Annotated in this window: 21 protein-coding genes and 2 pseudogenes; 13 read left to right on the top strand and 10 right to left on the bottom strand. The window is 74.4% G+C overall.

What is annotated here, in order from left to right:
- Positions 1 to 102 (top strand): annotated as a pseudogene (locus ACWGL3_RS05755) (signal recognition particle receptor subunit alpha); the annotation flags it as partial.
- Between the two features lies 1 nt (position 103).
- Here the strand turns inward: ACWGL3_RS05755 and ACWGL3_RS05750 are convergent.
- The 3 genes from ACWGL3_RS05750 to ACWGL3_RS05740 all read right to left on the bottom strand — a co-directional run bounded on the left by ACWGL3_RS05750 (position 104) and on the right by ACWGL3_RS05740 (position 3,949).
- The gene (locus ACWGL3_RS05750; RefSeq protein WP_452460938.1) at positions 104 to 1,759 is read right to left on the bottom strand and encodes a hypothetical protein; all 1,656 of its coding nucleotides are present in this window, start codon (positions 1,757 to 1,759) and stop codon (positions 104 to 106) included.
- The gene (locus ACWGL3_RS05745; RefSeq protein ID WP_267948509.1) at positions 1,753 to 2,730 is read right to left on the bottom strand and encodes an ABC transporter ATP-binding protein; all 978 of its coding nucleotides are present in this window, start codon (positions 2,728 to 2,730) and stop codon (positions 1,753 to 1,755) included. Before ACWGL3_RS05745 ends, ACWGL3_RS05750 begins: the two co-directional genes overlap by 7 nt.
- Before the next feature lie 208 nt (positions 2,731 to 2,938).
- Positions 2,939 to 3,949 carry a helix-turn-helix transcriptional regulator gene (locus tag ACWGL3_RS05740; protein ID WP_452460937.1) on the bottom strand — a complete coding sequence of 337 codons (1,011 nt, stop codon included), beginning with the start codon at positions 3,947 to 3,949 and terminating at the stop codon, positions 2,939 to 2,941.
- 436 nt (positions 3,950 to 4,385) lie between these two features.
- Here ACWGL3_RS05740 and ACWGL3_RS05735 point away from each other — a divergent pair, with 436 nt between their 5' ends.
- On the top strand, positions 4,386 to 4,790 hold the full coding sequence (locus ACWGL3_RS05735; protein ID WP_267948507.1) for a hypothetical protein: 405 nt from the start codon (positions 4,386 to 4,388) through the stop codon (positions 4,788 to 4,790).
- Between the two features lie 201 nt (positions 4,791 to 4,991).
- Here the strand turns inward: ACWGL3_RS05735 and ACWGL3_RS05730 are convergent, their stop codons facing one another.
- The gene (locus ACWGL3_RS05730; RefSeq protein ID WP_452460936.1) at positions 4,992 to 6,572 is read right to left on the bottom strand and encodes an apolipoprotein N-acyltransferase; all 1,581 of its coding nucleotides are present in this window, start codon (positions 6,570 to 6,572) and stop codon (positions 4,992 to 4,994) included.
- A gap of 311 nt (positions 6,573 to 6,883) precedes the next feature.
- On the opposite strand from ACWGL3_RS05730, the gene ACWGL3_RS05725 reads away from it, so the two are divergent.
- Both ACWGL3_RS05725 and ACWGL3_RS05720 read left to right on the top strand, forming a co-directional pair.
- Positions 6,884 to 8,056 carry a sensor histidine kinase gene (locus tag ACWGL3_RS05725; protein ID WP_267948505.1) on the top strand — a complete coding sequence of 391 codons (1,173 nt, stop codon included), beginning with the start codon at positions 6,884 to 6,886 and terminating at the stop codon, positions 8,054 to 8,056.
- Positions 8,047 to 8,691, top strand: a complete 645-nt coding sequence (locus ACWGL3_RS05720; protein ID WP_267948504.1) for a response regulator transcription factor — start codon at positions 8,047 to 8,049, stop codon at positions 8,689 to 8,691. The genes ACWGL3_RS05725 and ACWGL3_RS05720 overlap by 10 nt, the downstream gene beginning before the upstream one ends.
- Before the next feature lie 241 nt (positions 8,692 to 8,932).
- On the opposite strand, the gene ACWGL3_RS05715 is transcribed toward ACWGL3_RS05720, so the two are convergent.
- Positions 8,933 to 9,607 (bottom strand): lytic polysaccharide monooxygenase auxiliary activity family 9 protein, encoded by a 675-nt coding sequence (locus tag ACWGL3_RS05715; protein WP_267948503.1) that lies wholly within the window; start codon positions 9,605 to 9,607, stop codon positions 8,933 to 8,935.
- A gap of 103 nt (positions 9,608 to 9,710) precedes the next feature.
- On the opposite strand from ACWGL3_RS05715, the gene ACWGL3_RS05710 reads away from it, so the two are divergent.
- The 7 genes and pseudogenes from ACWGL3_RS05710 (at position 9,711) to ACWGL3_RS05680 (ending at position 16,050) form a co-directional block, all read left to right on the top strand.
- Positions 9,711 to 10,463, top strand: coding sequence for an MFS transporter (locus ACWGL3_RS05710; RefSeq protein ID WP_267948502.1), 753 nt, complete (start codon positions 9,711 to 9,713; stop codon positions 10,461 to 10,463).
- A complete protein-coding gene (locus tag ACWGL3_RS05705; RefSeq protein ID WP_267950273.1) occupies positions 10,382 to 10,978 on the top strand; it encodes an MFS transporter in 597 nt (198 codons plus the stop codon). Before ACWGL3_RS05710 ends, ACWGL3_RS05705 begins: the two co-directional genes overlap by 82 nt.
- A gap of 554 nt (positions 10,979 to 11,532) precedes the next feature.
- A pseudogene (locus ACWGL3_RS05700) lies at positions 11,533 to 12,798 on the top strand (glycoside hydrolase family 6 protein); the annotation flags it as partial.
- Between the two features lie 194 nt (positions 12,799 to 12,992).
- Positions 12,993 to 14,117: an N-methyl-L-tryptophan oxidase gene (gene solA, locus ACWGL3_RS05695; protein WP_431061518.1), complete on the top strand. Its 1,125-nt coding sequence runs from the start codon at positions 12,993 to 12,995 to the stop codon at positions 14,115 to 14,117.
- 102 nt (positions 14,118 to 14,219) lie between these two features.
- Entirely contained in the window at positions 14,220 to 15,026 is an 807-nt protein-coding gene (locus ACWGL3_RS05690) for an SDR family oxidoreductase (RefSeq protein WP_267948500.1), read from the top strand.
- A 105-nt stretch (positions 15,027 to 15,131) separates the two neighbouring features.
- Complete coding sequence (locus ACWGL3_RS05685; RefSeq protein ID WP_267948499.1) at positions 15,132 to 15,563, top strand: VOC family protein; 432 nt, start codon at positions 15,132 to 15,134, stop codon at positions 15,561 to 15,563.
- 124 nt (positions 15,564 to 15,687) lie between these two features.
- Entirely contained in the window at positions 15,688 to 16,050 is a 363-nt protein-coding gene (locus ACWGL3_RS05680; RefSeq protein WP_267948498.1) for an antibiotic biosynthesis monooxygenase family protein, read from the top strand.
- Between the two features lie 63 nt (positions 16,051 to 16,113).
- Here the strand turns inward: ACWGL3_RS05680 and ACWGL3_RS05675 are convergent, their stop codons facing one another.
- A complete protein-coding gene (locus ACWGL3_RS05675; protein WP_267948497.1) occupies positions 16,114 to 16,878 on the bottom strand; it encodes a class I SAM-dependent methyltransferase in 765 nt (254 codons plus the stop codon).
- Positions 16,879 to 17,003: 125 nt separating this feature from the next.
- On the opposite strand from ACWGL3_RS05675, the gene ACWGL3_RS05670 reads away from it, so the two are divergent.
- Positions 17,004 to 18,227 (top strand): benzoate/H(+) symporter BenE family transporter, encoded by a 1,224-nt coding sequence (locus tag ACWGL3_RS05670; protein WP_267948496.1) that lies wholly within the window; start codon positions 17,004 to 17,006, stop codon positions 18,225 to 18,227.
- Positions 18,228 to 18,263: 36 nt separating this feature from the next.
- Here the strand turns inward: ACWGL3_RS05670 and ACWGL3_RS05665 are convergent, their stop codons facing one another.
- Both ACWGL3_RS05665 and ACWGL3_RS05660 read right to left on the bottom strand, forming a co-directional pair.
- Positions 18,264 to 19,019 carry a nucleotidyltransferase domain-containing protein gene (locus ACWGL3_RS05665; protein WP_267948495.1) on the bottom strand — a complete coding sequence of 252 codons (756 nt, stop codon included), beginning with the start codon at positions 19,017 to 19,019 and terminating at the stop codon, positions 18,264 to 18,266.
- Between the two features lie 67 nt (positions 19,020 to 19,086).
- Positions 19,087 to 20,298: a DUF418 domain-containing protein gene (locus tag ACWGL3_RS05660; protein WP_267948494.1), complete on the bottom strand. Its 1,212-nt coding sequence runs from the start codon at positions 20,296 to 20,298 to the stop codon at positions 19,087 to 19,089.
- Between the two features lie 285 nt (positions 20,299 to 20,583).
- Between ACWGL3_RS05660 and ACWGL3_RS05655 the strand changes: the two genes are divergently transcribed.
- Positions 20,584 to 21,153, top strand: a complete 570-nt coding sequence (locus ACWGL3_RS05655) for a TetR/AcrR family transcriptional regulator (RefSeq protein WP_267950272.1) — start codon at positions 20,584 to 20,586, stop codon at positions 21,151 to 21,153.
- A gap of 69 nt (positions 21,154 to 21,222) precedes the next feature.
- Here the strand turns inward: ACWGL3_RS05655 and ACWGL3_RS05650 are convergent, their stop codons facing one another.
- Entirely contained in the window at positions 21,223 to 22,872 is a 1,650-nt protein-coding gene (locus ACWGL3_RS05650; RefSeq protein ID WP_352986039.1) for a BCCT family transporter, read from the bottom strand.
- A 406-nt stretch (positions 22,873 to 23,278) separates the two neighbouring features.
- Positions 23,279 to 24,163: an alpha/beta fold hydrolase gene (locus tag ACWGL3_RS05645; protein WP_267948492.1), complete on the bottom strand. Its 885-nt coding sequence runs from the start codon at positions 24,161 to 24,163 to the stop codon at positions 23,279 to 23,281.
- Positions 24,164 to 24,181 lie beyond the last annotated feature (18 nt).

Raw genomic sequence — 24,181 nt, 5'->3', positions numbered from 1 at the left:
GCAAGGGGCGCCTCAGCGAGGCGGACATCGACGCCACGGCGCGCGAGATCCGTATCGCCCTGCTCGAAGCGGACGTGGCCCTGCCCGTCGTCCGCGCTGGCCCTCAGCGGGACGAGCGCTCCCGGAGGGCGCCGGCCGCCGCGCGCAGCGCCCCCGGGCGGGAGCGGGCGGCCGCCACGGCCGCCGCCGTCCCGAGGAGCCCCAGAGCGACCGCCGCGACCAGCAGCGGCGGGGGGCCGGTGAGGTGTCCGTCCGCCCGCACCGCTCCGAGGAAGTCCACCGGCGACACCCCGTTGAGGACCAGGTACCACAGCAGCGGGTAGACCGCCTGGAACGGGCGGCCGACCCGGCTCACCACTCCCAGGGCCAGCGCCAGTCCGGGGACGAACAGCGCCCCGGCCGCCCAGGCCGAGGCCCCGGCGGCGTCCCCGGACGCGACCATGCGGACCAGGGGCCCGGCGCCGACCAGCGCGGCGACGGCCACCCCCGCCGTCCACTCGGCCAGGAAGCGCGCGGCGGCACGGGGGTAGGAGGCGAACAGGACGTCGAGGCCGACCAGCCGGGCCCGGGTCCCCAGGCCCGACCAGACCAGGACGGGCCAGATCCAGGCGAGGAGGAGGACCATGGGCGCCGACCGCGCGGGCAGCAGGAGCGCCGCCGCGGTGATCGCGGCCACCCCGCCCCACCACCAGCGGCTCCGGCCGCCGAGCAGCATCCGCAGCTCTCCCGCGACCAGACGCGGGAACACGGCCCACGCGCCGGGGGAGCGGGTCGGAGAGGGCAGGGGCTCCAGCCGCGGCGGAGCGGTCGCGGAACCTCCCTCCCCGTCCGGGGAGGCGTCCTCCGGCCCCGGAGGGGTGTGCGGCGCGGCTCCCCGCGGGCGGGGCGCCCCGCCCGCGGCGCCCCGTGCGGGGTCGAAACGGTCGAACCACAGTGCGGGCAGCACGGCCAGCGCGACCGCGGCGGCCAGGATCACCAGGCGCGTCGCCATCAGCTCGCCGGACGGCTCCCACCCCGGCCACTCGATCGCGCGCAGCGGCTCGTCCACGTAGGTCAGGCCGAGGCTGAACTCGCCGGCGGACGCGTCGACGCCCTGGGCGGCGAGAGACGTGCGGAAGGACTCCGCCACGCTCGCCGCCCCCAGTCCGCCGAGCGGGGCCCGGGGCGACAGCCCGCCGAGGAGCAGGGTGAGCGCCGCCACCGACCACACGACGTTGCCCGCCCCGCCGCGCAGCACGGGCGCGGTCTCGAAGACGACCGCCGCGGCGGCGGTGAGGGCCATCAGCGGCAGGGCCAGCACGAGGTAGGGGGTGAGCAGCCGGACCGGGTCCACCCACACGGCCTCGCCCCGGGCGATCTGCATCACCGCGGCCGTCGCGGCGAGCACGCCGAGCATCGACACCAGGACGGTGAGGTTGCCGCCGAACTTGGCCAGCAGGTAGGCGGGGGAACGCAGCCGCGTGGCGGCCAGCAGCTCCCCCACCCCGGTCTCCCTGTCCCTGGCGACGGTGTTCCGCACGACGTAGAAGCCCGCCAGGGTCAGCCACAGGGCGCCCGCCAGCGCGGTGACGGTTCCGACGTAGGCGCTGTCGTACACGCCCCGGTACCCCGCGACGTCCACCACCGTCCAGTGGGAGTCGACGGCCGGGACCGCGACGTAGCCCAGGCCGACGGTGGCCAGCAGGGTCACCAGGTAGACCGGCCGACGGACCCGCTCGCGGACGTCGCCCAGCACGAGGCGCGCGTACCCCCTCACCACGACGACCCCCGCAGCGCCCCGGCGGGGCCGCCGGAGGTCCCGGCCCGGCCGGGCGGGACGACGAGGAGGTAGAGGTCCTCCAGGTCGGGCCGCACGCCGACGGCGCCGGCCAGCGGGGCGTGCGGGGAGAGGATCCGGACGCGCACCCCGTCCCCGGTGCGCACCATGCGGCTGACGTGGTGGCGCTCCCGCAGGTCCGCCGCGGCGTCGGGGGCGACGACGGCCTCCCACACCCGGCCCTCGGCCTCGCCCAGCAGGTCCTCGGGGGCACCGTGCCGCAGGAGTCGGCCGCCCGCCATCACGGCCAGGCTGGAGGCGGAGGACCCGACGTCGGAGACGATGTGCGTGGACAGGACCACGATCCGGTCCCGGGCCAGGTCCGTGAGGAGGTTGCGGAAGCGCGCCCGCTCCTCCGGGTCCAGTCCGGCCGTCGGCTCGTCGGCGATGAGCACCCGGGGGTCGGTGAGCAGGGCCTGGGCGATGCCGACGCGGCGCAGCATGCCTCCGGAGTACCCGCCCAGTGGGCGCCGGACGGCGCCCGTGAGGTTGACCAGTTGGAGGAGGTCGTCGATCCGGGCCCGCGCGACGCGCGCGGGGAGCCCCCGGGCCGCGGCGAGGTAGCCGAGGAACTCACGGGACGTCAGGTGGGGGTAGGCGCCGAAGTCCTGGGGGAGGTAGCCCAGGCCCGCCCGCAGCGGCCCGGGGCGTGCCACGGCGTCCGCGCCGTCCAGGAGCATCCGGCCCGAGGTCGGCCGGGTCACGGTCGCCATGATGCGCATCAGGGTGGACTTTCCCGCCCCGTTGGGCCCGAGGAGCCCGATCACGCCGGGGGTCAGCCTCAGGGTGAGGTCCTCGACGGCGGCGTGGCCGCCCCGGTAGACCTTGCCCACGCCGATGAGGTCGAGCACGGGCCCCGCGTCCGGCGCACGGCCCTGCGGCGCGGTCGCGGGGAAGGTTCGGTCGTCACTCATGGGGCGTCTCCCGGTGCGGCTTGCGTGCTGGGGCCCGGGGCCGGTCCCCGTCGTCGGTCTCGTCATGGCACCAGCCTGGCCGTGCCGGAGCCGCCTTCCCATCCCGCTGCGCCCCCTCCCGGGGGTGGGGTGCGCCCCACCCCCGGGAGGGTCCCGGTGCGTCGACCGGTCGGCCGGGGGCTCCCCGCACGTGTGGAGGGCCCGCCCGCTACGGGCGCGGGTCCGCGGGGCGCGGCCCTCGGAGCGCCGGGTCCGCGGACCGGTGCAGGAGGTCCGCGAGGGCCGCGGTCCGGCGGGCGAACTCCTCGGGGCCCTCGACCGTGAACGGCAGACCGGTGAGGGCGAGCACGACGGCGATCCACTCGAAGGAGTCCACCCGGGCGGTGTAGCGGGACCGGTCCGCGCCGACCTGCACGAGGTCGCCGTCCACGCGTGCGATCCGTGCGGCGACCTCCCGGGCGGGGGCGTCGAACAGCACCGACACGGCGTGCCCGGCCCCGCCCTCCCGGAAGTCCCGTTCCAGGAGGGCGGCGAGCCCCTCCCCCGGCTCCCCGCCCGGCATCTCCCTCGGGACGAAGGGGACCCGGGCCGGGACGACCTCGCCGACCCGGTCCAGCCGGAAGGTCCGCCAGCCCTCCGCGTCGCGGTCCCAGGCGTACAGGTACCAGCGCCGCCCCGACATCACCAACCGGTACGGGTCCGCCCTGCGGCGGCGCTCCTCCCCGTCCCGTCCCCGGTGGAGGAACCGCACCCAGTGCCCGGCCGCGACGGCCTCGCCCAGGGCCGTGAGGACGTCCGGCCGGACCCCGGGCCAGGAACGGCGCTCCGGCTCGACCGCCGCCCCCAGTGCCTCGGCCCGGCGCGCCGGCCGGGAGGGCAGGACCTGGCCGAGCTTGGCCAGCGCGCGTTCGGCGCTCTCCTCGACCCCCTCCACACCGCCGGGCCCGCCCGCGACGATCCGCAGGCCGAGGGTCGCGGCGACGACCTCGTCGTCCTCGAGCAGCAGCGGCGGCACCGCCCGCCCCGCGGCGAGGCGGTAGTGTCCGCCGGGTCCCCTGAGGCTCTCCACGGCGTATCCCAGCTCGCGCAGCCTGTCGATGTCGCGGCGCAGCGAGCGGGGGCTCGTGCCGAGGGCTTCGGCGAGGTCCGCCCCGGGCCACGCCCGTCCGGTCCCGAGGAGGGACAGCAGGCGCAGGATCCGCTGACTGGTGTCGGCCATGTCCCCATACTGCCCGCCGCCAGGGAGTTCCCGTGCGGGGGCGGCCACGCCCGGGAGCGCGGACGGCGGCGCCCCGGGGGGCGCGCCCGGACGTCCTGCACGACCCGGGGCCCGGTCCCCGCGGTGTCCGCGTTCCGGCGCGACACGCGCCTCGACCTCGGCGGAAGGGGCTTCGGCCCCGCTGCCGCCGACCGCCTCCGGGCGCACACCGCCGGGCTGCCGGGGACGTCGCGGGGTGGCGGCCCCGAGGCGTCCGCCGACGGCCGGTTCGCGTCCGGCAGGATGGGGGGACCCGGGAGGGCGGTGGACCCGTGCGGAGCGCAGGCGTCGCAGCAGAAAACCGTGCCCCAGGACGACCATCCAGCACTCGATCCCCTTACCAAGGCCTTATCCGTCCTGGGTAAGGGGCCGGGGCAACCTATGAAGTGAGAGAGCGATGTTCGACGACCTGATCGGTTGGTTCAAGGGACTCTTCGGCGGCGCCGCCGAGGAGGTGACCCAGGGGGTGACCGACACCCTGGAGGGCGCGGGCGTGGGCACCGCCGTCGAGTCCGCGCAGGGCTTCGGTGAAGAGGCCTACGGCGGCGCGGTCGAGTCCGCGCAGGCCTTCGGCGAGGAGACCTACGGCGGCGCGGTCGAATCGGCGCAGGCCTTCGGCGAGGAGGCCTACGGCGGCGTGGCGGAGGAGGCCCAGGCCTACGGCCAGGAGGCGCTCGGCGGGGTCACCGAGACCGTCGAGGGGGTCCAGGGACAGGCCGACGCGATCGGCGGCGTCATCGAGGACCCGGGCGCCGCCGCGGCCGACGCCGCCCGCGACCAGTTCTACGGCAACAACGGCTAGCCCCGTGCCCTCCCGCCCCGGGAGGGCGCACGTACAGGCCACCCGTGTCCCGGGGCCCGATGCCCGGGTCCCGGGACACGGTGCGTGCGCGGTGGCGTGCCGCCGGGCGCCGCCGGTCCGGCTCCGCGCACGCGGGCCCGTCTGCCGGTGGCGGCCGGAGCACCCGCCCGGCCGGCGGGCTCCCCGCCCTCCACCGACAGCTCACCGTGACCGGCCGGTGCCCCGAGGCGCGGCCCCGCGCCCGTCCCGTGCTCCGTCCTCCGGGGCCTCCGACGGCCCCCGCCTGCCTCCGTGACGCCTCCGGCCGGTGGCGGCCAGCGCCAGCAGCGCCGCCAGGCACGACCACGCGAAGGCGTCACCGATCCGGGAGTAGAGCGTGGTCACCCCCTCCCGGGGCACGTACGCCACCATGGTCTGCTGCCCGGTGGTGAAGTAGTCGGTCGTGGCCAGTGTCCGGCCCTGGTGGTCGGTCGCGTTCGACCGCCCCCTGCTCGCCTGACGGAACAGGGACGCCCCGTTCTCCACTGCTCGGAACACGGCGTTGCGGGCGTGCATCTCCTTGATCCCCTCCCAGGTGTTGGCGCCCACGAGGAGGACGTCCGCGTCGGCGGCGCCGGCCTGCCGGACGAGTGCCGGGAAGTCGCCGTCGTAGCAGATGGCGGTGGCCAGCCGACCCGCGGGCGTGTCGGCGACCGGGATGACGCCGTCGCCGGCCTCGTAGGGTTCGAGCACCGGGATGGGACGGCTCTTGTCGTAGGTCCACGCGACGTCGCCCTCGGGGGTGACCATGACCATCTGGTTGCGAAGGTGCGGTGCGTCCTCGGTGTAGACCGACATCCCCGCGTTGACGTACACACCGTGCTCCTCGGCGACCGCGCGCACGCGGTCCACCAGGTGCTCCTTGTCGGCCTCCAGGGTGAAGGCGGCGGACTCCGGCCACAGGACGACTTCCGCGCCGGCCACGGCCTCGCGCTCGGTCCCGGCGAGGAGGTCGTCGTTGACGGGGGCGAAGCGCCCGCGCATCTCCTCGGGATCGGCCGCGACGATCGCCTCCAGCGAGTCGTACTCGCGGAAGGCCGGGACGACCTCCTCCCACGCGTCCTCGGAGGCGGTGACCCCGGCGATCCGCACCGTGTCCGACGAGGGCGGCGCGAACACCAGGCGTGCCCCTCCCGCGGTCGCGACCAGCACGACCGTGCCGACCGCCCCGGCGGCGACCGAGCGGGCCGCCCGGTCGGAGAGGCCCCGCTCCCAGAGCAGCACTGCGGCCGACGCAACCCAGGCGACCAGGAAGCTCACCCCGAAGACGCCGGTCACCGACGCCACCTGGACGAGGGGGAGGTTCGAGGCCTGTGTGGCGCCGAGGACCCCGTGGACGGTCCCGAAGGGGGTGCCGACGGAGACCGCGAACTCCACGGCGACCGTGGCCAGCGGGAAGACCAGGGAGGCCCGCCACGGGCGGTGCTCCCCCAGCCGGGGGGTCAGGAGCCGGTCCAGGGCGAACGGAAGCGCCCCGGCCAACGCGAGCGGAAGCGCGAGCAGGATCAGCGACGGGGAGAGCAGGTCGGCGAGGGCGAGCCAGACGAGGGTTGCGGCGGTGGTGGAGCCCAGCACCCCGAGAAGGGCGGGAAGCGGTCGGCCGGTGCGCGCGAACCTCAGCAGCAGCACCGGGTGGACCCATGCCAGCAGGGCGATGTCCCATGCGGCCTGCATGGCGAAGAGGGAGAGGACGGTGCCGGCGAGGAGCCAGGCGGGGCGGAGGAGGGGAGGGCGGGGGTTCACTGGTTCCACCGTTCGGTACGGAGCGACAGGGGTCGGATTGCTGTGGTGGGTCTGCGCCCGGCCGGGGCCCCACGAACGCTACGGAACCGCGGGGCCCCGGCCCATGGGTGGTTCCGCCCGGTCGCCTGGGCGACCCGCCACCCCCGGTCATGCGGTGTCCCGCAGTACCCGCGCGCCCCACCGGCCGCTACTCTCCGAACGGGCTCCCGGCGCTCCGGGCGCCCGTGGAGAACCGCGTTCCCGGACCGCGGCGCCGCGGTCCGGGGCGCCGCTCCCGAGGGCCGGATCCGGCGGGGAGAGGGAGGACGGACGTGACCACGGACGACGGGACGCGGCCCGACGGGCACGGCGCCCGGCGGCACGGTTGGGCCCGGGCCCTCGCGGGCGCCGCCGCCGGCACGGCGACGGCCGGGGCCGCCGCGGTCCTCCTCGCCCTCCTCCTCGCGGCCTCCGTCGCTGTCCTGCCGTTCCTCGCGCGGCCCGCGGCCCGGACCCGATCGGCCGGCGCCCTCGGCGCGGCCGTCCGGCCGCTGGTCGCCCTGGAGCGGCGGCGCCTGGCGGCGCTGTTCGGCGTCGAGATCGTCGGCCGGCCCGGGACGGCCCGCTCCCTGGCCTATCTGGCGGCCCGCTGCCCCGTGGGACTCTTCGGCGGACTGGTGCTGGCGTTCCTCCCCGCGGGCCTCTACCTGGCGGCGTCCCCGCTGGAGGTGCTCGACGGGAACGATCCGGGGATCGTGCCCGTCGGCCTGGCGCTCGTCTACCTGAGCGCGCAGGGGACCGTGGGCCTGGTGGGCACGGAGGGCTGGCTGGCACGCCGGCTGCTCGGCCCCAGCCGCCAGGACCTCATGGAGGAGCGGATCGGGGTGCTGGTCGCGACCCGGGCCGGGGTCGTCACGGCCGTGGACGAGGAGCGCCGCCGGATCGAACGCGATCTGCACGACGGCGTCCAGCAGCGGCTGGTCCTTCTGGGCATGGCCCTGGGCCGCGCGCGGCGCGACCCGGGCTCGGAGAAGGGCCGGGCCCTGGTCGAGCAGGCGTACGAGGAGACCCGGAACGCGCTGCGCGACCTGAAGGAGGTCGCCTGGCGGGTCTATCCGGCCGCCCTGGCGGAGGAGGGACTGCGTGCGGCGCTCCACGGCCTGGTGGGACGGTCGGCCCTGCCGATCGACCTGGAGTACCGCCTGTCGGCGGCCCCGCCCCCGGCGGTGGAGACGGCGGCCTACTTCGTGGTCGCCGAGGCGGTGACCAACGCGGTCAAGCACGCCGGGGCGCGGCGCGTGGACATACGGGTGTGGGAGAGGGACGACGGGGGGACGAGGTCGGTGGTGGTGCGGGTGAGGGACGACGGGGCGGGTGGGGCCGACCCCTCGGGGACGGGGCTGACGGGCCTGGCCGGCCGTGTGGAGGCGCTCGACGGCAGGCTGTCCGTGGACAGCCCGGCCGGCGGGCCGACGACGGTCACCGCGGAGGTCCCGTGCGGGTGATCGTGGCCGAGGACTCGGCCCTGCTGCGTGAGGGACTCGTGCGGCTCCTGGAGGACGAGGGGCACCGGGTCATCGCGTCGGTCGGCGACGCGGACTCCCTGCTGGCCGCTGTCGCGGAGGAGGCCCCCGACGTCGCGGTGGTGGACGTGCGCATGCCGCCCACCCATACCGACGAGGGGCTGCGCGCGGCGGTGCGCATCCGGCGGGAACGGCCCGGCGTGGGCGTGCTCGTGCTCTCGCAGTACGTGGAGAAGCGCTACGCCACCCGCCTGTTCAGCGAGAACACCACCGGGGTGGGGTACCTGCTCAAGGACCGGGTGGTGGAGGTGGACGAGTTCCTGGAGGCCCTGGTCAGGGTGGGCGGGGGCGGCGCCGCCTTCGACCCGGAGGTCGTACGGCAGCTGCTGGCGGGAAGCAGCCGCCAGGACCCCCAGGGGCGCCTGACCGGCCGTGAGCGGGACGTGATGGACCTGATGGCGCAGGGGCACACCAATCCGGCGATCGCCGCGCGGCTGTTCGTGTCGCAGAGCGCGGTCGAGAAGCACGCGAACGCGATCTTCGACAAGCTGGACCTCGGTGACACCGCGGGGTACAGCCGCCGCGTCCTGGCGGTGCTCCGCTACATCGGCGCTTGAGGCCCCGCGCCGCGGGCCGGACCGCCGGGCGGCCGAGTGCCGGAGAGGCCGCCCGGCGGGGCCGGGCGCCCGGCCCCGGTCGGAGGCGGGTACGACGGGCCCGGGCGGTCGGGGGTCCCACGGTGGTCGGGCCCCGTCCGGCGCGGGGGGACGACCTCCGGGGACGGCGGCCGCGGGCCGGAGCGCCGGGGGCCGACGGCCCCCGGGCCCCGACCGGCCGCCGCCCCCGGCGCGGGAGCGGTCAGCCGAAGGTGACGTCACTGCACAGGTAGTACACCTGGTCGGCGTGCGAGGCCTTCCAGATCGTGAAGACGACGTGGTCGCCGGTGCGGCCCGACGTGCTGACGTCGATCAGGTAGTCGTTTCCGGGCGGGTAGGACCCGGTCTCCTCCACCAGTTCGAGGTCGTCCCATGCCAGGGACTGCGTGGCCGGGTCGAAGCCCTGCTCGGTGACGTAGACCTGGAAGTAGTCCGCGCCGTGCGAGGCCTGGTCGTACAGGTGGATGGTGAAGTCGTCGGCGACGTCGGTGGTCCGCCACGCCCCGGGGGTGTCCATCGAGTCGTAGCGACCCCCCTCGGTGTTCCCGCCGCTGCACAGGGTCCCGTCCGGGACCTGGCCCTGGTGGTCCCCGCCGACGTTGTCGCGGTAGAGGCCGTTCCAGTTCCACATGGCGTTGGGGTTGTCCTGCCACGCCTGCCAGCACATGGGGTCTTCCTGCTCCATGGCGGGGTTCTGGAAGTCGTCCCCCCAGCGCTCGAAGCAGCCGTAGTTGCGGGAGGCGGGGTCGACGACCGAGCCGTGCGCCGACGCGGGCGCGGCCAGCGCGGTCAGCCCGAGCAGGGGGACGGACGCCAGCACGAGTGCGCGTCCGAACCAGCGGGAGTTGCCGTTGGTCTCGTGGGTCTTGCCGTTCATTGCGTTCTCCATCGTTGTCGGCTGGACCAGCCGATCGACGGGAGCGCTCCCAATCGGTGTGTTACCCACCGGAGCAGACCCGAAACGGAGCGCCGGAAAACCTGTGGATCCGAGCTCCTCCGGGGGTTGCGGTGGCGCGGAACGAGGCCGCCCGGACCGACCCCGCCTCGGCCCCGCGTTCACGCGCCTGTGGTGGGCCTCGGCCCTGACCAACCTCGGGGACGGCGCCCTCGCCGCCGCGGGACCGCTGCTCGTCGCGTCCCTGACCTCCTCCCCGGTCGCCGTAGCCGCCTCGGCGGCCCAGCTCCTGCCCCACCTCCTCTTCTCACCGGCCTCGGGCGCCCTGGTCGACCGGTGGCCCCGCCGCAGCGTGCTCCTCGCGGCGAACCTCGCCCGCTGCACCGTGCTCGCCCTGCTCGCCGCCGCACTCCTCTCCGGCGGCACGAGTGTGTGGCCGCTCTACCCGGCCCTGTTCGCCCTGGGTGTCGGCGAGTCCCTCGCCGACACCGCGTACGGCTCCCTGGTGCCGTCCGTTGTCCACCGCGACTCGCTGGGCAGGGCCAACGCGCGGCTCGCCCTGACGTTCTCGCTCAACAACCAGCTGCTCGGCCCGCCCCTGGGCGCACTGATGTTCGCCGTGGCGTGGTCGCTCCCCTTCGGCTTCGACGCCCTCGCCCACCTGCTGGCGGTGGTGGTCCTCCTGCGGATGGCACCGGTCCTGCCACCGCCTCCGGACGGGGCCGCCCCGGCTCCCCTCCCCCGCCGCGGACCACGCTGCGGCAGGAGGTCCGCGAGGGCCTGTCGTTCGTCCTCGGCTCACCCGGGCTCCGCGTACTGTGCGGCTGCATCCTGGTGATGAACCTGGCGGGTGTCGGCGCCTTCGCGGTCTGGGTGCTCTACGCACGGGAGCACCTGGGGCTGTCCGAAGCGGGCTTCGGGCTGTTCGTGGCGGCGGGAGCCGTGGGCGGCATCGCGGGCTCCCGGGCGTACGGGTGGCTGGAGCGCCGAGTGGGCCGGACCTCCCTGCTCCGCTGGGGCCTCGCGGTGGAGGCCCTCACCTACCCGGCCCTGGCACTCACCACGAACCCCCTGGCGGCCGGCGCCGTCATGGTCGTGTTCGGGGTCCACGCCGTGGTGTGGGGGACGGCCGCCACGACCGTCCGCCAGCTGCTCATCCCGGACCGCCTGCTGGGCCGTGTGGGAGGCGTGTACCGGCTGGCCGACCTCGGCGGGGCCGCCCTGGGCGCGGTGCTGGGCGGGCTCGTCGCGGAGGGTGTGGGCCTGTTGGCCCCGTTCTGGCTCGCGGCGGCAGCCGTCGGCCTGCTCTGCGTGATCTCCTGGAAACCCCTGGTTATTACTGAACAGTTGTGAACCAGATCACCACCTGGCCATTCACCGAACGGGGACAGCGTCCCAGAAACCCCGTGGACATTTGGTGTTTACATATCACCATTGGAGAGCTACGGTTCTGAAAAGCGTTCCGAAATAGTCACCCCCCGTAACCACATACGGAACGCCCTTCGCACCCCTTGTCCAGACAACGCCACCCACCATTCCCGCTTACGACTGGGAGCGCTCCCACCCCCCTTCCGGTCACCATCCCCCCGTTTCTCCCACCTTTTCCCAGGAGAAACACGGACGATCAACCGCCAGCCTTACCCCGGATCTCAGGCCCGCCCATGCCCCGCTCACCACCATGAACACCACCTCTCCCCACCCGCCGGTCCGCCGGGCGCCGTGACGCGCCCGGCGAGCCGCACACTCCTTCTGGTCACCCGCTCCCCATGAGGAAGAAAAACACCATGAGAAATTCCCCCCGCGACAAGCAACGAACTCCGTGGGCACGGCGCGGCCTCGCCACCGCTGCCGGACTGGCACTTACCGCCTCTCTCACGGTCGCCGCCACCAGTGCCTCCTCCGCCGCCGAACGCGTGGACAATCCGTATGAGGGCGCGGATGTGTACGTGAACCCGATCTGGTCGGCCAACGCCGCCGCCGAGCCCGGCGGGGACGCGATCTCCGACCAGCCCACGGGTGTGTGGCTGGACCAGATCAGCGCGATCGAGGGCAACGACAGCCCCACCACCGGGTCGATGGGCCTGCGCGAGCACCTGGACGAGGCGGTGGCCCAGGCCGCGGGCGAGCCGATGGTCTTCCAGGTGGTGATCTACAACCTGCCCGGCCGCGACTGCGCGGCGCTGGCCTCCAACGGCGAGCTGGGCCCGGACGAGATCGACCGCTACAAGCACGAGTACATCGACCCGATCGCGGAGATCCTGGCCGACCCGGCCTACGCGGACCTGCGGATCGTGACGACGGTGGAGATCGACTCGCTGCCCAACCTGGTCACGAACGTGTCCCCGCGCGAGACGGCCACGCCCGAGTGCGACGAGATGCTGGCCAACGGCAACTACGTGGAGGGCGTGGGCTACGCCCTGGCGCAGCTGGGCGCGATCGACAACGTCTACAACTACGTGGACGCGGGCCACCACGGGTGGATCGGCTGGGCCGACAACTTCTCGGCCTCGGCGGCGCTGTTCTACGAGGCGGCCAACACCGCCGGCGCCACCCCCGACGACGTGCACGGGTTCATCGCGAACACGGCCAACTACTCGGCGCTGGTCGAGGACAACTTCTCGATCGGCCAGACGGTGGCCGGAACGCCGGTGCGCCAGTCGCAGTGGGTGGACTGGAACCAGTTCACCGACGAGCTGTCCTTCTCCCAGGCGCTGCGCGAGGAGCTGGTCTCGCAGGGGTTCGCCTCCGACATCGGGATGCTGATCGACACCTCCCGCAACGGCTGGGGCGGACCGGACCGCCCCACGGGCCCCGGCCCCGAGACCAGTGTGGACGCCTACGTGGACGGGGGCCGCTACGACCGGCGGATCCAGTCGGGCAACTGGTGCAACCAGTCGGGCGCGGGGCTGGGCGAGCGCCCGCAGGCCTCCCCCGAGCCGGGCATCGACGCCTATGTGTGGATGAAGCCCCCGGGCGAGTCCGACGGCTCCAGCGAGTTCATCCCCAACCCCGAGGGCAAGGGCTTCGACCGCATGTGCGACCCGACCTATGAGGGCAACCCCCGCAACGGGTACAACATGAGCGGCGCGCTGGCCGACGCCCCGATCTCGGGCCACTGGTTCTCGGCCCAGTTCCAGGAGCTGCTGGACAACGCCTACCCGCCGCTGAACTGATCCCGCCCCTCTCCCCCGGCGCGCCGAGGGGGACCGCCGAACAGGGCGCCCGTCCACCCAGGGGGTGGGCGGGCGTCCGCCACGGCCTGGGATCATGGGCCGGGGCCTTCCCCTGGAGGCCAGGAACCGGATCGGGGAGGAACCGCGTGGCGAACCTGCTGGAGACCGACACCGTCGTGGTCGGCCTGGGGGCGATGGGGGCGCAGGCCCTGTGGCGCCTGGCCCGGTCCGGCGTCGACGCCGTCGGGGTGGAGCAGTTCTCCCCCGGCCACGACCGGGGTTCCAGCCACGGGGAGTCCCGCATCATCCGCACCGCCTACCTGGAGGGCGCCGAGTACGTGCCGTTCGTCCGAGCGGCCTGGCGTGCCTGGTCGGAGCTGGAGGAGGCGTCCGGGGAACGGCTCGTGCTGCGCACCGGGGCACTGATGGCCGGCGCGCCGGACAGTGCCGCCGTCGCCGGGTCGCTGGCCGCGGCCCGGCACCACGGACTCTCCTGCGAGCTGCTCTCCGCCGACGAGGTCCGCACCCGCTTCCCCGGCCACCGGCTGCGCACGGGCGAGGTCGGCGTGTTCGAGGAGGACGCCGGCGTGGTCCTGCCCGAGGCGTCGATCCTGGCGGCCGTCCGGCTCGCCGGGGCGGCGGGGGCACGGGTGCTCACCGGGGCCGTGGCGACCCGGATCGAACCGGATCCGGACCGGCCCCGCGTGGTGGTGGGCGACACGGTGATCCGCGCCCGGAGGGTCGTCGTCACCGCCGGCGCGTGGCTCCCCTCACTGGTGCCCGAGGTGGCCGGCCTGGGCGGGGGGATCACGGTCGAGCGGCGGGTGCTGGGCTGGTTCCGCACCACGGGCGACCCAGCCGCGCACGTGGCCGGTCCGGTGTTCGCCCGGGACGGGGACGACTGCACCTGGTACGGGTTCCCCAGCCTGGACGGGGGCCGGACCGTCAAGATCGGCGTGCACGCCGAGGCCCCCGGCCCGAGGCGCGAGGGGGCGCAGTGGGGTGAGCCGGTGGACCCGGACGCGGGGCCGCGCGAGCCCGGCCCCGCCGACGCCCGCAGGCTCGGCGAGCTGACCTCGGGGCTGCACGGCGTCGAGGCCCTTCCCGAGCGCATGGCCTCCTGCATGTACACGATGACGTCGGACGAGCACTTCGTCATCGGCCACCGCAGGGAGCTTCCCGGGCTGGTGCTCGCCGGGGGCTTCTCCGGGCACGGCTACAAGTTCGCGTCCGCCGTCGGCGAGGCCCTGGCCGACCTGGCCGGGGACGGCCGGACCGACCTGCCGATCGGCCTGTTCGACCCGCACCGCTGGGACTGACGCGGGCGCCGGGGAGGGCTGGACCGGCCGGTCGCGGTGCTCCGTGCGATCATCGCTCACACGCGCGGCGCGAGCGCGCCGACCCCTCCCGGAAGGACCACCATGAACCGTCCCACCGTCCAGCGGACCGCGCTCGTCACCGGCGCGTCGTCGGGTATCGGCGCGGCCGTGGCCGCCGCACTGGTCCGGCGCGGCTACCGCGTGTACGGCACCAGCCGCAGACCCGGGTCGGTGGCCGAGCCGGTGCCGGGCGTGGAGTACCTGGCCCTGGACCTGGCCGACGAGGCGTCGGTCGAGGCGTGCGCCTCCGCCGCCGGCGACGTGGACGTGCTGGTCAACAACGCCGGTGAGAGCCAGAGCGGCCCGTTCGAGGAGTTGCCCCCGGACGCCGTGGAGAGGCTGTTCCGGATCAACGTGTTCGGGGCCGTGCGGCTCACCCAGCTCCTCCTCCCGGGGATGCGCGGGCGCGGGTACGGCCGGGTGGTCATGGTGGGGTCGATGCTGGCGAGCTTCCCCCTGGCGTACCGGTCGTCCTACGTCGCGTCGAAGGCGGCGGTCAAGGGGTTCGCCGACGCCCTGCGCCGCGAGGTGTCCCCGTTCGGGGTGGGGGTGGCCACGGTGGAACCGGGGTCGATCAACACCGGTATCAGCGAGCGGCGGACCCAGTACCTGCGCGACGGTTCCCCGTTCGCGGGCGAGTACCGCACCATGCTCACCGCACTCGACGCCAACGAGTCGGCCGGGATCTCCGCGGGCCGGGTCGCCCGGACCGTCGTGCGGGCGATCGAGGCGGACCCGCCGCGGCCCCTGTACGCGGTCGGCAGCAACGCGCCGGTGGTGTTCGCGCTGCGCAGGCTCTTCCCCCGCTCGCTCGTCCTCGCCGTGGTCGCCCGCAAGCACGGACTGTAGGCGGTCGTCCCGCCGTACCGGAGCGCGACCGGGCGGGGCGCACGGGACGCGGCGCCGGCATCCGCGAGGATGGGGAGCCCGCGACCGAGATCCGAGGAGCACGCCATGAGGCAGCAGGTCCACTTCGTCACGCTCGCCACCCCCGACCTGGACGCGGCCCGCCGCTTCTACCGTGACGGACTCGGCTGGGAGCCGCTCATGGACGTCCCGGACGAGATCGTCTTCTTCCAGGTCGCGCCCGGGCAGGTGCTGGGCCTCTTCGACGCGGAGAAGTTCGACCGGGACCTGGGACTGCCGCCCGGGACGTCGGGGCTGTCGGGGGTGACCCTGTCGCACAACGTCGACGGCCCCGAGGAGGTCGGGCGGACCGTGGACGCGATGGCCGCGGCGGGCGGGACCGTGCTCAAGAGCCCGCGGCGGGGCGAGTTCGGGGGCATCTTCCACGCGCACGTCCGGGACCCCAACGGGGTGGTGTGGGAGGTCGCGCACAACCCGGGGTGGAGCGTGGACGCCTCGGGGCGGGTGGTTCTCGGCTGACCCGCTCCGGGTGTCCGGGGGGGCGGGACGCGGTCGGCTGTTGCCGCGGGGCCGACCGGCGCCGGGGAGGGGGGTGCCCTAGGTTGGGCGGTGAAGGTCGAAGTCAACGGTGGAGAGGTGCCGCGTGAGCAGCGTCGTCAAGTTCAACGTCCTGACCGTCCCCGAGGGTGCCGGGGCCACACTGGAGGAGCGCTTCGCCAAGCGGGCCGGGCTGGTGGAGAACCAGCCGGGGTTCGAGGAGTTCCAGCTCCTGCGCCCGGTCGAGGGCACCGACAAGTACCTGGTGTACACCCGTTGGCGCTCCGAGGAGGACTTCCAGAACTGGGTGGGCGGCCAGGCGTTCAAGCACGGGCACGCCCAGGCCGCCGCCGACGCGGGTCGGAGCGGCGAGGCGAAAGGACACGGGCACGGGCAGGGCGGACCGGCCGCGACCGGCAGCGAGATCTGGGGGTTCGAGGTCGTCCAGCACGTCAGGGCCGGCGCCTGAGTCCCCGGACCGGCCCTCCGCGCCGGACCGCGGTCGCGGGGGCCGGTCCGCCGGCGGGCGGCCTCAGCCCCGGGGCTTTCGGGCCTCGACGAGGAAGCGGGTCGTGGTCGCCGTGAACGCCCTCTCGCGCCGGATGTGCTCGTGCATGTCCAGGAGCCGTTCCCGGTAGGCGTCGACGGTGAACCCCGGCACCATCCAGATCACCTTGCGCAGGAAGTAGACGACCGCGCCGACGTCGAAGAACTCCGTGCGCAGCCGTTCCAGGCGCAGGTCGACGACGTCGAGCCCGGCCGCCCTGGCCGCCTCGCGCGCGTCGTCCGGGTGCCGGGACCGGCGGTCCTCCTCCGGGCGCGGTCCCAGGAAGAACTCCACCACCTCGAACACGCTCTCCGGCCCCACCTGCTGGGAGAGGTAGGTGCCGCCGGGGGCGAGCACGCGGGCGATCTCCTCCCACCACGTGGCGACGGGGTGCCGGGAGACCACCAGGTCGAACGCGCCGTCCGCGAACGGCAGCGGGCGGCCGTCCTCGGTCGCGACCACCGCGACGCCCCGCGGGTGGAGCAGCCGGGTGGCCGCGGCGACGTTGGGCGGCCAGGACTCGGTCGCCACCGCCGTCCTGGGGAGTTCGGGGACACCGGCCAGCACCTCGCCTCCCCCGGTATCGATGTCGAGGGCGGCGGAGGCGCAGGCCATGCGCTCCCCCATCGTGCGCTGATAGCCCCAGGAGGGGCGCTGTTCGGTGGCCCGGCCGTCCAGCCACGAGAAGTCCCAGCCCTCCGTGGGCTCGGCCTCGGCCTCGGCCACGAGTTCGTCGAATGATCGTTCCATGGGTCCATCGTCCCCGGCGGCCCCGTCCGCGGCCACCCGGTTTCGGTCGCCGCCCGGCGGCGGGCCCCGCCCTCCTCCCGCCCCGGAGTCAGCCCCGGGACGGCGGCCGGGCAGGATGGTCGACCATGAGAACCCTCGCCCGCCGCATCGGAAGCGTCGCCCCCGTCCCCGCGGTCGCCGCCGGTCTGATCGCCGTCCTGGTCGGGGTGACCAGCTCGGCGGCGATCGTGTTCACCGCCGCCGAGGCCGCCGGGGCGTCCTCCGGGGAGATCGCCTCGTGGATGCTCGCCCTGGGCGTGGGCATGGCGGTGACCTGTGTGGGGCTGTCGCTGCGCTACCGGGCCCCCGTGGTCACCGCGTGGTCCACGCCGGGCGCGGCGCTGCTGGCGGTGGGCCTGGACGGGGTGACGATGGCGCAGGCCGTCGGGGCGTTCCTGTTCTCGGCCGCCCTGATCACCCTGAGCGGGGTCACCGGCTGGTTCGAGAGGGTGATGGACCGGGTCCCCGTCCCGCTCGCGGCGGGGCTGCTGGCCGGGGTCCTGCTCCAGTTCGGGGTCGGCCTCTTCACGAGCATGGAGGACGACTTCGCGGTGGTGGCCGCGATGTTCGCGGCGTACCTGCTGTCCCGGCGGTGGCTGCCGCGCTACGCCGTGATCCTGTCCCTGGCCGCGGGCGCGGCGGCCGCCGCCGCACGGGGGACCCTGGACCTGGGCGGGGTGCGGCCCGCGCTCGCCGCTCCGGTGTTCGTGGTGCCCGAGTTCTCGTGGCAGGTGCTGGTGAGCGTGGGAGTGCCGCTGTTCGTGGTGACCATGGCGTCCCAGAACCTGCCCGGGGTGGCGGTCCTGCGCGGCGACGGCTACCGGGTACCGGTCTCCCCCGTGATCGGATGGACCGGGGCCACCAACATGGTGCTGGCCCCGTTCGGGTGCTTCGGGATGAACCTGGCGGCGATCACCGCGGCCATCTGCACCGGTCCGCAGGCCCATCCCGACCCGGAACGCCGCTACCTCGCGGGGGTGTGGGCGGGGGTCTTCTACCTGTGCGTCGGCGTGTTCGGGGCGACGGTGGCGTCCCTGCTGGCCGCCCTGCCCGCCACCCTGGTCCTGGGGATCGCGGGGATCGGCCTGCTCGGGACGATCGGGGGGTCCCTGGCGTCCGCGCTGTCGGACGAACGGTCCCGGGAGGCGGCGGTGGTGACGTTCCTGGCGACGGCGTCCGGGTTCACGCTGCTCGGGGTGGGGTCGGCGTTCTGGGGCCTGGTCGCGGGCGTGCTGACGCTGGTGGTGACCGCCTCCCGGCGCGGAGCGCGCGGCGGGGAGGCCTCCCCCGGGCGGAGGCCGGGCGCGTGACCCCGCGGCGGGGGCCGGCCGCGGCCGCCCCCCGCCTCAGGCCGTCGCGAGGATCCGGCCGGCCTCCGCCACCCCCGCGACGAGGTCCTGGGGGTCGGCCGTCATCCCCGCCACCACGAGGTCCACCTCCTCCAGACCCGCCCGGGCCAGGAGCTCCTTGTCGTTGGTGACCCACTCCCCCCGGCCGGCCAGTACCGCGTGCGCCGTGTGGGAGGCCGCCTGGGCGACCAGGCCCGCGGTCTGGGCGACCCTGCCGCGGGGCGCGTGGTTGCGCTCGGCGTAGGCCAGGGTGGCGGAGGCCAGACCGCGCCAGACCGGTGGCGCGGACCGGCGCAGCGCCTCGGGGTAGTCGGGCCGGGGCAGGTCCCCGACGAGGACGCGGCCGATCGCGAGTTCGGCGACGACGAGGTAGCTGGGGATGCCGACCAGGTGGAACATGAGCGGCTCCACCCGGAACCGGCCCGCGCCCGCCTCGGCGAGCTCGTGTTCGACGACGTCGAGGTCGCGGTAGTGCACGTCCACGGCCCGTCCGTCGATCCGCAGCCAGGCTCCGCCGTTGAAGACGCCGCCGCCCCAGTCCCCGAGCTCCGAGACCTCGCCGGGCCAGCCCGTGTCCCGCAGGTCCTGCGGGTCGAACCGGCCCCGGTAGTAGAGGGCCAGGTCCCAGTCGCTGTCGGGCCGGTGGGAGCCCTGGGCCCTGGAGCCTCCGAGGGCGACGGCCCGCACGGCGGGGAGGGAGGCGAGCCGGTCGGCGGTGGCGGCGAGGAAGCGCTCGTCGTCGGAAGTGGTCATCGGACCATCATCGTGCACCCCGACCGGCGGCCTCCACGGGTTTTCCCGCGGCGGACGCGAGCCGTGCTCAGCCGCCGGAGCGCGCCTGCGCCGTCACGGTCGCGGAGCCGGAGCGGGGCTCCCGGTAGGTGCCCCACCGCAGGAGGCGTTCTGCGGGTCCGCGCGCCCCCGTGCGCCGCATGACGTCGGCGATCACCACGGTGGCCAGCCAGACGGCCGCGCCGACCAGGACCGAGCCGAGCTCGGAGAGATCCGACGCCAGGCCGAGCGCGTACGGCGCGAACAGCACGGACCACCCCACCGACTGCAGGAGGTAGCACGTCATCGAGCGCTGGCCGGTGGCCGCCAGTGCCCGGACCACCGGGCCCCGCCGGTCTCCGAGGCGGACCGCGAGCAGGGCGATGAGCGCCGCGTAGCCGAAGCCGCCCGCGTAGCCGGTGAGCAGGTGCAGCCAGGCGAGAGCGGTCTCGGCCGCGCCGGCGGTCTCCCACAGCCCGGCCGAGGCCAGGCCGTACGGCAGTCCCCCCAGAACGGCGACGGGGATGCCGGCGAAGGCGCTCCGGCGCAGCAGGCCGAGGTGGAGACCGGGCTCCTCCATGACGCGGCGGCGGGCCGCCCACACCCCCACGGCGAACGGGAACACCGACGTCATCAGGAGCATCGGGGTCATGACCGGCCACGTGAACAGCCGTGTCACCATGTCCGCCAGCGGGCTCCCGGTGAGGACCCCTCCCCCGGCGGCGGGGTCGGTGAAGGAGGGGAGGGTGTTGAGGAAGGCGTAGACCAGCGTGCCGAGGGCCATCCAGGTGAACCCGTGGGCGAGCAGCCTCCGGTCGCCGACGTGGAGGAGCCCGGCGAACATGAGGGCGATGAGCCCGTAGACGGCGATGATGTCACCGAAGAAGAGCAGGACGGTGTGCAGGACCCCGATGAGGACCAGCCAGCGCCCCCTTCTGCGGACCAGGGAGCGCACCCGCGGCCAGGGCTGCCCCTCGGCCACGCGGCGCAGGTGGATCCGGGCGAGCCCGTAGCCGAACAGCGCGGCGAACATGGGGTAGCCGCGCCCCTCGGCGAACGTCATCACGAAGACCGTGGTGGCGGCGTCGAACGCCGCACCCGGCGCCTGCGGGTCGCCGCCGACCATCTCCTGGAAGATGTGGGCGTGCACGATGGCGATCACCAGCAGCATCACGCCGCGGGACAGGTCGGGCGCCAGGGACCGCCGGCTGAGCGGGACGCCGCCGGAGGCGGTGGTTCCGGGGGGAGGTGGGAGGGACACGGGAAGCTCCGTTCACGCCGCACGGGGCAGGGCGGGGCAAGGTGGATGGGGATTGGATACGATGGCGTATCCAACGACGTTTTTAAGATACGACACCGTTTCTTGTTTGGGAAACCGATTCCCGGCCGGAAGCGGCCAGGGGAGGCAGGGTTGGCGGACGACGCGGCGCGGGACCGGGCCGGGGAGCGCCCCGGCGGACACAAGGAGGCCCCCTCCGGGGGCGGGGGCGCGCGGGACCGCACGCGGCCGGACGCGCCCCGGGCCACGCGCAGGCGCGGGAGGGAACTGCTCGACGCCATCCACGAGGCGGTCCTCGCCGAGGCCGCCGAGGTCGGCCTCTCCCGGCTGTCCATGGAGGGCGTCGCCCGCCGCGCCGGTACCGCGAAGACCTCCCTGTACCGGCGCTGGCCCACCCCCGGCGACATCCTGATCGACGCGATGTACCACACCCTCCCGCAGGAGGTGCCCACGCCCGGGGCCGACGACCTGCGGGGCGACCTCGTCCGCGCCCTCATGCTCCTGCGGGGCGTCATGGTCGACGGCACCCGCGGCCAGGCGATGTTCGCCGTGGTCGCCGAGGCGCAGCACCACCCCGACCTGTACAGGCGGTTCACGGAGGAGGTGTTCGACGCGCGCGGCGGTCGCTTCACCCGCACCGTGCTCGAGCACTACGCCGGGCGGGGCCGGATCGACCCCGCACGGGTCACACCCCTCACCGTCGACATCGGCGAGGCCATGATGATCAAGTACGGCATGGACCACCAGGCCTTCCCCGACGAGGAGTACGTGGCCCGGATCGTGGACGAGGTGATCCTGCCGGCCGTCGGCCAGGACCCGCGCGACGACCCGTCGTAGGTTCCGGCCGACCGCGACCCCGGGGCGCGGCGGCCGGCCCGCCGGGGCGGGACCCCCGCCCGGATCCGCTCACCCGCCGCGCCGCGCCCCGGTCCCCCCGCGGCGCACCCGGGCGCGGACGGCCCCCCTCGTGTCGCGCCGGGCCATCCGGCGGGCCCGGGTGGCGAGCGGGATGTCGCGCGCCCGCCGGACCCCCTCCCCCTCCTCCGCCCGGAGGGAGCGCACGAGCCCGGCCATCATGAAGAAGCCGATCGCGAAGAACGGCAGGCCGAACACGATGATCGTCTGCTGCAGGGCGTCCAGGCCGCCCACGCCCGTCGCGGTGAGGACCGTCGCGGCGACCACGCCCTCGGTGACACCCCAGAACACCCGCTGCCGGACCGGGGTGACGGCGTCGCCCGAGCACAGCATGTCCACGACCAGGGACGCCGAGTCCGAGGACGTGGTGAAGAAGATGACCACGATGAGGATCGAGGCGGCCGAGACGAACGTGGCCATCGGGAAGTGCTCCAGGAACGCGAACAGAGCGCCCGGTATGTCCTGCTCCACGGCCACCTCCCGCACCAGCCCGCCGCCCCGGTTCATCTCGATGTCGAAGGCCGACAGGCCGAAGACGCCGAACCACACGATGCTGAAGGCCGTGGGCAGGACGAGCACGCCGAGCACGAACTCGCGGATGGTGCGGCCCTTGGAGATACGGGCGATGAAGATCCCGACGAACGGCGACCAGGTGATGGTCCACGCCCAGTAGAAGACCGTCCAGGCGCCCTGCCAGCCGGTGTTGCCGAAGGTGTCGTTCCAGAACGACAGCGGGACCAGCCGCTCCAGGTACACGCCGACGGTCTCGATGGTGCCCTTCGCCAGGTAGAGCGGGGAGGACGCCAGGAAGACGAACACCAGCAGGGCGACGGCGAGGACGACGTTGAGCAGCGAGAGCCACTTGATCCCGACGTCGAGCCCCGAGGCCACCGAGGCGACCGCGACGGCCGTGACCACGGCGATCAGGACCAGCTGCGTGAGTCGGCTCTCCTCGATGCCGAACAGCGTGTTGAGGCCGCTGTTGATCTGCATGGTCCCCAGGCCGATGGTGACGGCCACGCCGAACAGCGTGCCGAGGACCGCGACGATGTCGACGGTCCTTCCCAGCGGACCGTCGATCCGGTCGCCGATGAACGGGTGGAAGACCGAACTGACCCGGAACGGCAGGCCCTTGCGGTACACGAAGTAGGCGAAGGCCAGCGCCGGCAGGCAGAAGATCGTCCAGGTGTGCAGGCCGAAGTGGTACAGCGTGAACCCCATGGCCTGCCTGGCCGCCTCCACCGACTCCGGCTCGACGTCGCCCTGAGGCGGGTCCGCGTAGTGGCTGATGGGCTCGGCCACGCCCCAGAACATGAGGATGCTGCCGATCCCGGCCGCGAAGAGCATGCAGAACCAGGCGAGGTTGCCGTACTCCGGCGCACTGCCCGGGGGGCCGAGCCGCACACCGCCGTAGCGGCTGCACGCGATCCACACGAGAAAGGCGAGAAAGGACGTCACCCCGAGGATGTAGAGCCATCCGAGATGGGTCAGGATCCATTGCGAGGCGGCGCCGAAGACGGTGTCCACCGTGTCGGTGAAGACGATGGCGCACACCACGAAGACGACGGTCAGTGCGGCGGAGGTGAAGAAGATCGTCGGGTTCGTGTCGAGCCCGAGCACGTGTGCCAGTTTTTTCGACATGCACTGCCCTCTGGTGTTTCGGGTGCTTTCGGCGCGCGGGCGGGACCGGGGTTCTCGGAGCGGCCCCGGGCAAGGATACGCATCGGGAAAGACAGATTCACCCACGTCCATTTCATAGGAAATGACGTCAATCCCGTTTTAAATAAATATCCCTGCCACACTGTGCTCTTTTAGATCAAAAACACCAGAAAAACCTGAAAGGACGGCGCCGCGCAGGTCGGCCGGGAGCACGGCGGAGGCACGCGGAGGGGCCGTCCGTTCGGCGGCGCGGCGCCGGAGGACGGGCGGACGGAACCGGGGGACGCGGAAGCGGCTCACACGTCCGGCCCGCCGCGTTGGCGCGGGGGGCGGGAGCGCGGCGGCGGGGCCGCGCCCGTGTGCGGCGGGAGGCCGCCACGGGGGCGGGTCAGGCGTCGAGCCCGCGCAGCAGCTCGCACACCCTCTCGGGCTGCTCGTACAGCGACAGGTGGCCCGCGCCCTCGATCGTGTGGACCCCGGTGTTCAGGAACCGGCGGGCCGGCCCGTGCAGGCGCGCGGGGGAGAAGAAGGGATCGTGCGATCCGGTCGCCACGGCGACCGGCGTGTCCGCCCAGGCGCGGAACTGCTCGCCGTGGAGCGGGTTGGGCGTGGTCCCCGTGCGGCAGTAGCGGGCCACCATGGTCAGCCACTCGGCCTCGGCGCGGCGCTCGGCGCACTCCTCCGCGGACGGGCCGCTGAGGAACTCGACGAGGCGACCGCTGGTCTGCTCGTTGGGGTGGATCATCCAGGGCAGCGTCGCGCGCATCGACTCCGAGCTGACACCGGCGGCGGTGAGCCCCGCGGGGTTGAGCAGCAGCATCCCCGCGACCAGCGGGGACGGGGTCGAGGCGAGCGCGATGGCGGCGCCGCGCGAGTGTCCCAGCACCAGGACGGGCCCGTCGGTGATCCGGGGCAGGAGCTCGTCCAGCCACGCGCCGTAGGTCTCGATCCTGGTCCCGCCGACCCGCTGGCTGCAGCTGAGGCCGGGCTGTCCGGGGACGTCGACCAGCAGCACCGGCCGGTCCGCGGACAGGGCGCGGGCGGCGGGGACCGTGGTGGCGGCGTTGAAGTTGGTGCCGGACAGGACCAGTACCGGGGTGCCGGCACCGCCTTCGGCGCGAAAGGCCTGAGTGCTCCCCAGACGGGTCTCCACAGGCGGAAGGGGCCCGAGTTCGGGCCACTGGCTCAGGGCTTTGTGGCACCAGGCGTGGACGGAGCGCTCGGCGTTCTCCGAGCGGTACACGCGTGCGGCACGAAGGGGGACGACGGTCATGGATCTGGTTTCGCGTAG

This window comes from Nocardiopsis sp. NPDC055824 (assembly GCF_053616335.1).
The sequence above is the reverse complement of the archived record's forward strand: the minus strand, read 5'-3'. Positions and strand labels throughout refer to the sequence as shown.

Coding starts and splice junctions, on each gene's coding strand:
- ACWGL3_RS05650 (WP_352986039.1), bottom strand. CDS start 22,872: ATGTCGAAAAAACTGGCACACGTGCTCGGGCTCGACACGAACCCGACG.
- solA (WP_431061518.1), top strand. CDS start 12,993: ATGGGGGCGCAGGCCCTGTGGCGCCTGGCCCGGTCCGGCGTCGACGCC.
- ACWGL3_RS05645 (WP_267948492.1), bottom strand. CDS start 24,163: ATGACCGTCGTCCCCCTTCGTGCCGCACGCGTGTACCGCTCGGAGAAC.
- ACWGL3_RS05685 (WP_267948499.1), top strand. CDS start 15,132: ATGAGGCAGCAGGTCCACTTCGTCACGCTCGCCACCCCCGACCTGGAC.
- ACWGL3_RS05715 (WP_267948503.1), bottom strand. CDS start 9,607: ATGAACGGCAAGACCCACGAGACCAACGGCAACTCCCGCTGGTTCGGA.
- ACWGL3_RS05670 (WP_267948496.1), top strand. CDS start 17,004: ATGAGAACCCTCGCCCGCCGCATCGGAAGCGTCGCCCCCGTCCCCGCG.
- ACWGL3_RS05740 (WP_452460937.1), bottom strand. CDS start 3,949: ATGGCCGACACCAGTCAGCGGATCCTGCGCCTGCTGTCCCTCCTCGGG.
- ACWGL3_RS05665 (WP_267948495.1), bottom strand. CDS start 19,019: ATGACCACTTCCGACGACGAGCGCTTCCTCGCCGCCACCGCCGACCGG.
- ACWGL3_RS05735 (WP_267948507.1), top strand. CDS start 4,386: ATGTTCGACGACCTGATCGGTTGGTTCAAGGGACTCTTCGGCGGCGCC.
- ACWGL3_RS05690 (WP_267948500.1), top strand. CDS start 14,220: ATGAACCGTCCCACCGTCCAGCGGACCGCGCTCGTCACCGGCGCGTCG.
- ACWGL3_RS05745 (WP_267948509.1), bottom strand. CDS start 2,730: ATGAGTGACGACCGAACCTTCCCCGCGACCGCGCCGCAGGGCCGTGCG.
- ACWGL3_RS05675 (WP_267948497.1), bottom strand. CDS start 16,878: ATGGAACGATCATTCGACGAACTCGTGGCCGAGGCCGAGGCCGAGCCC.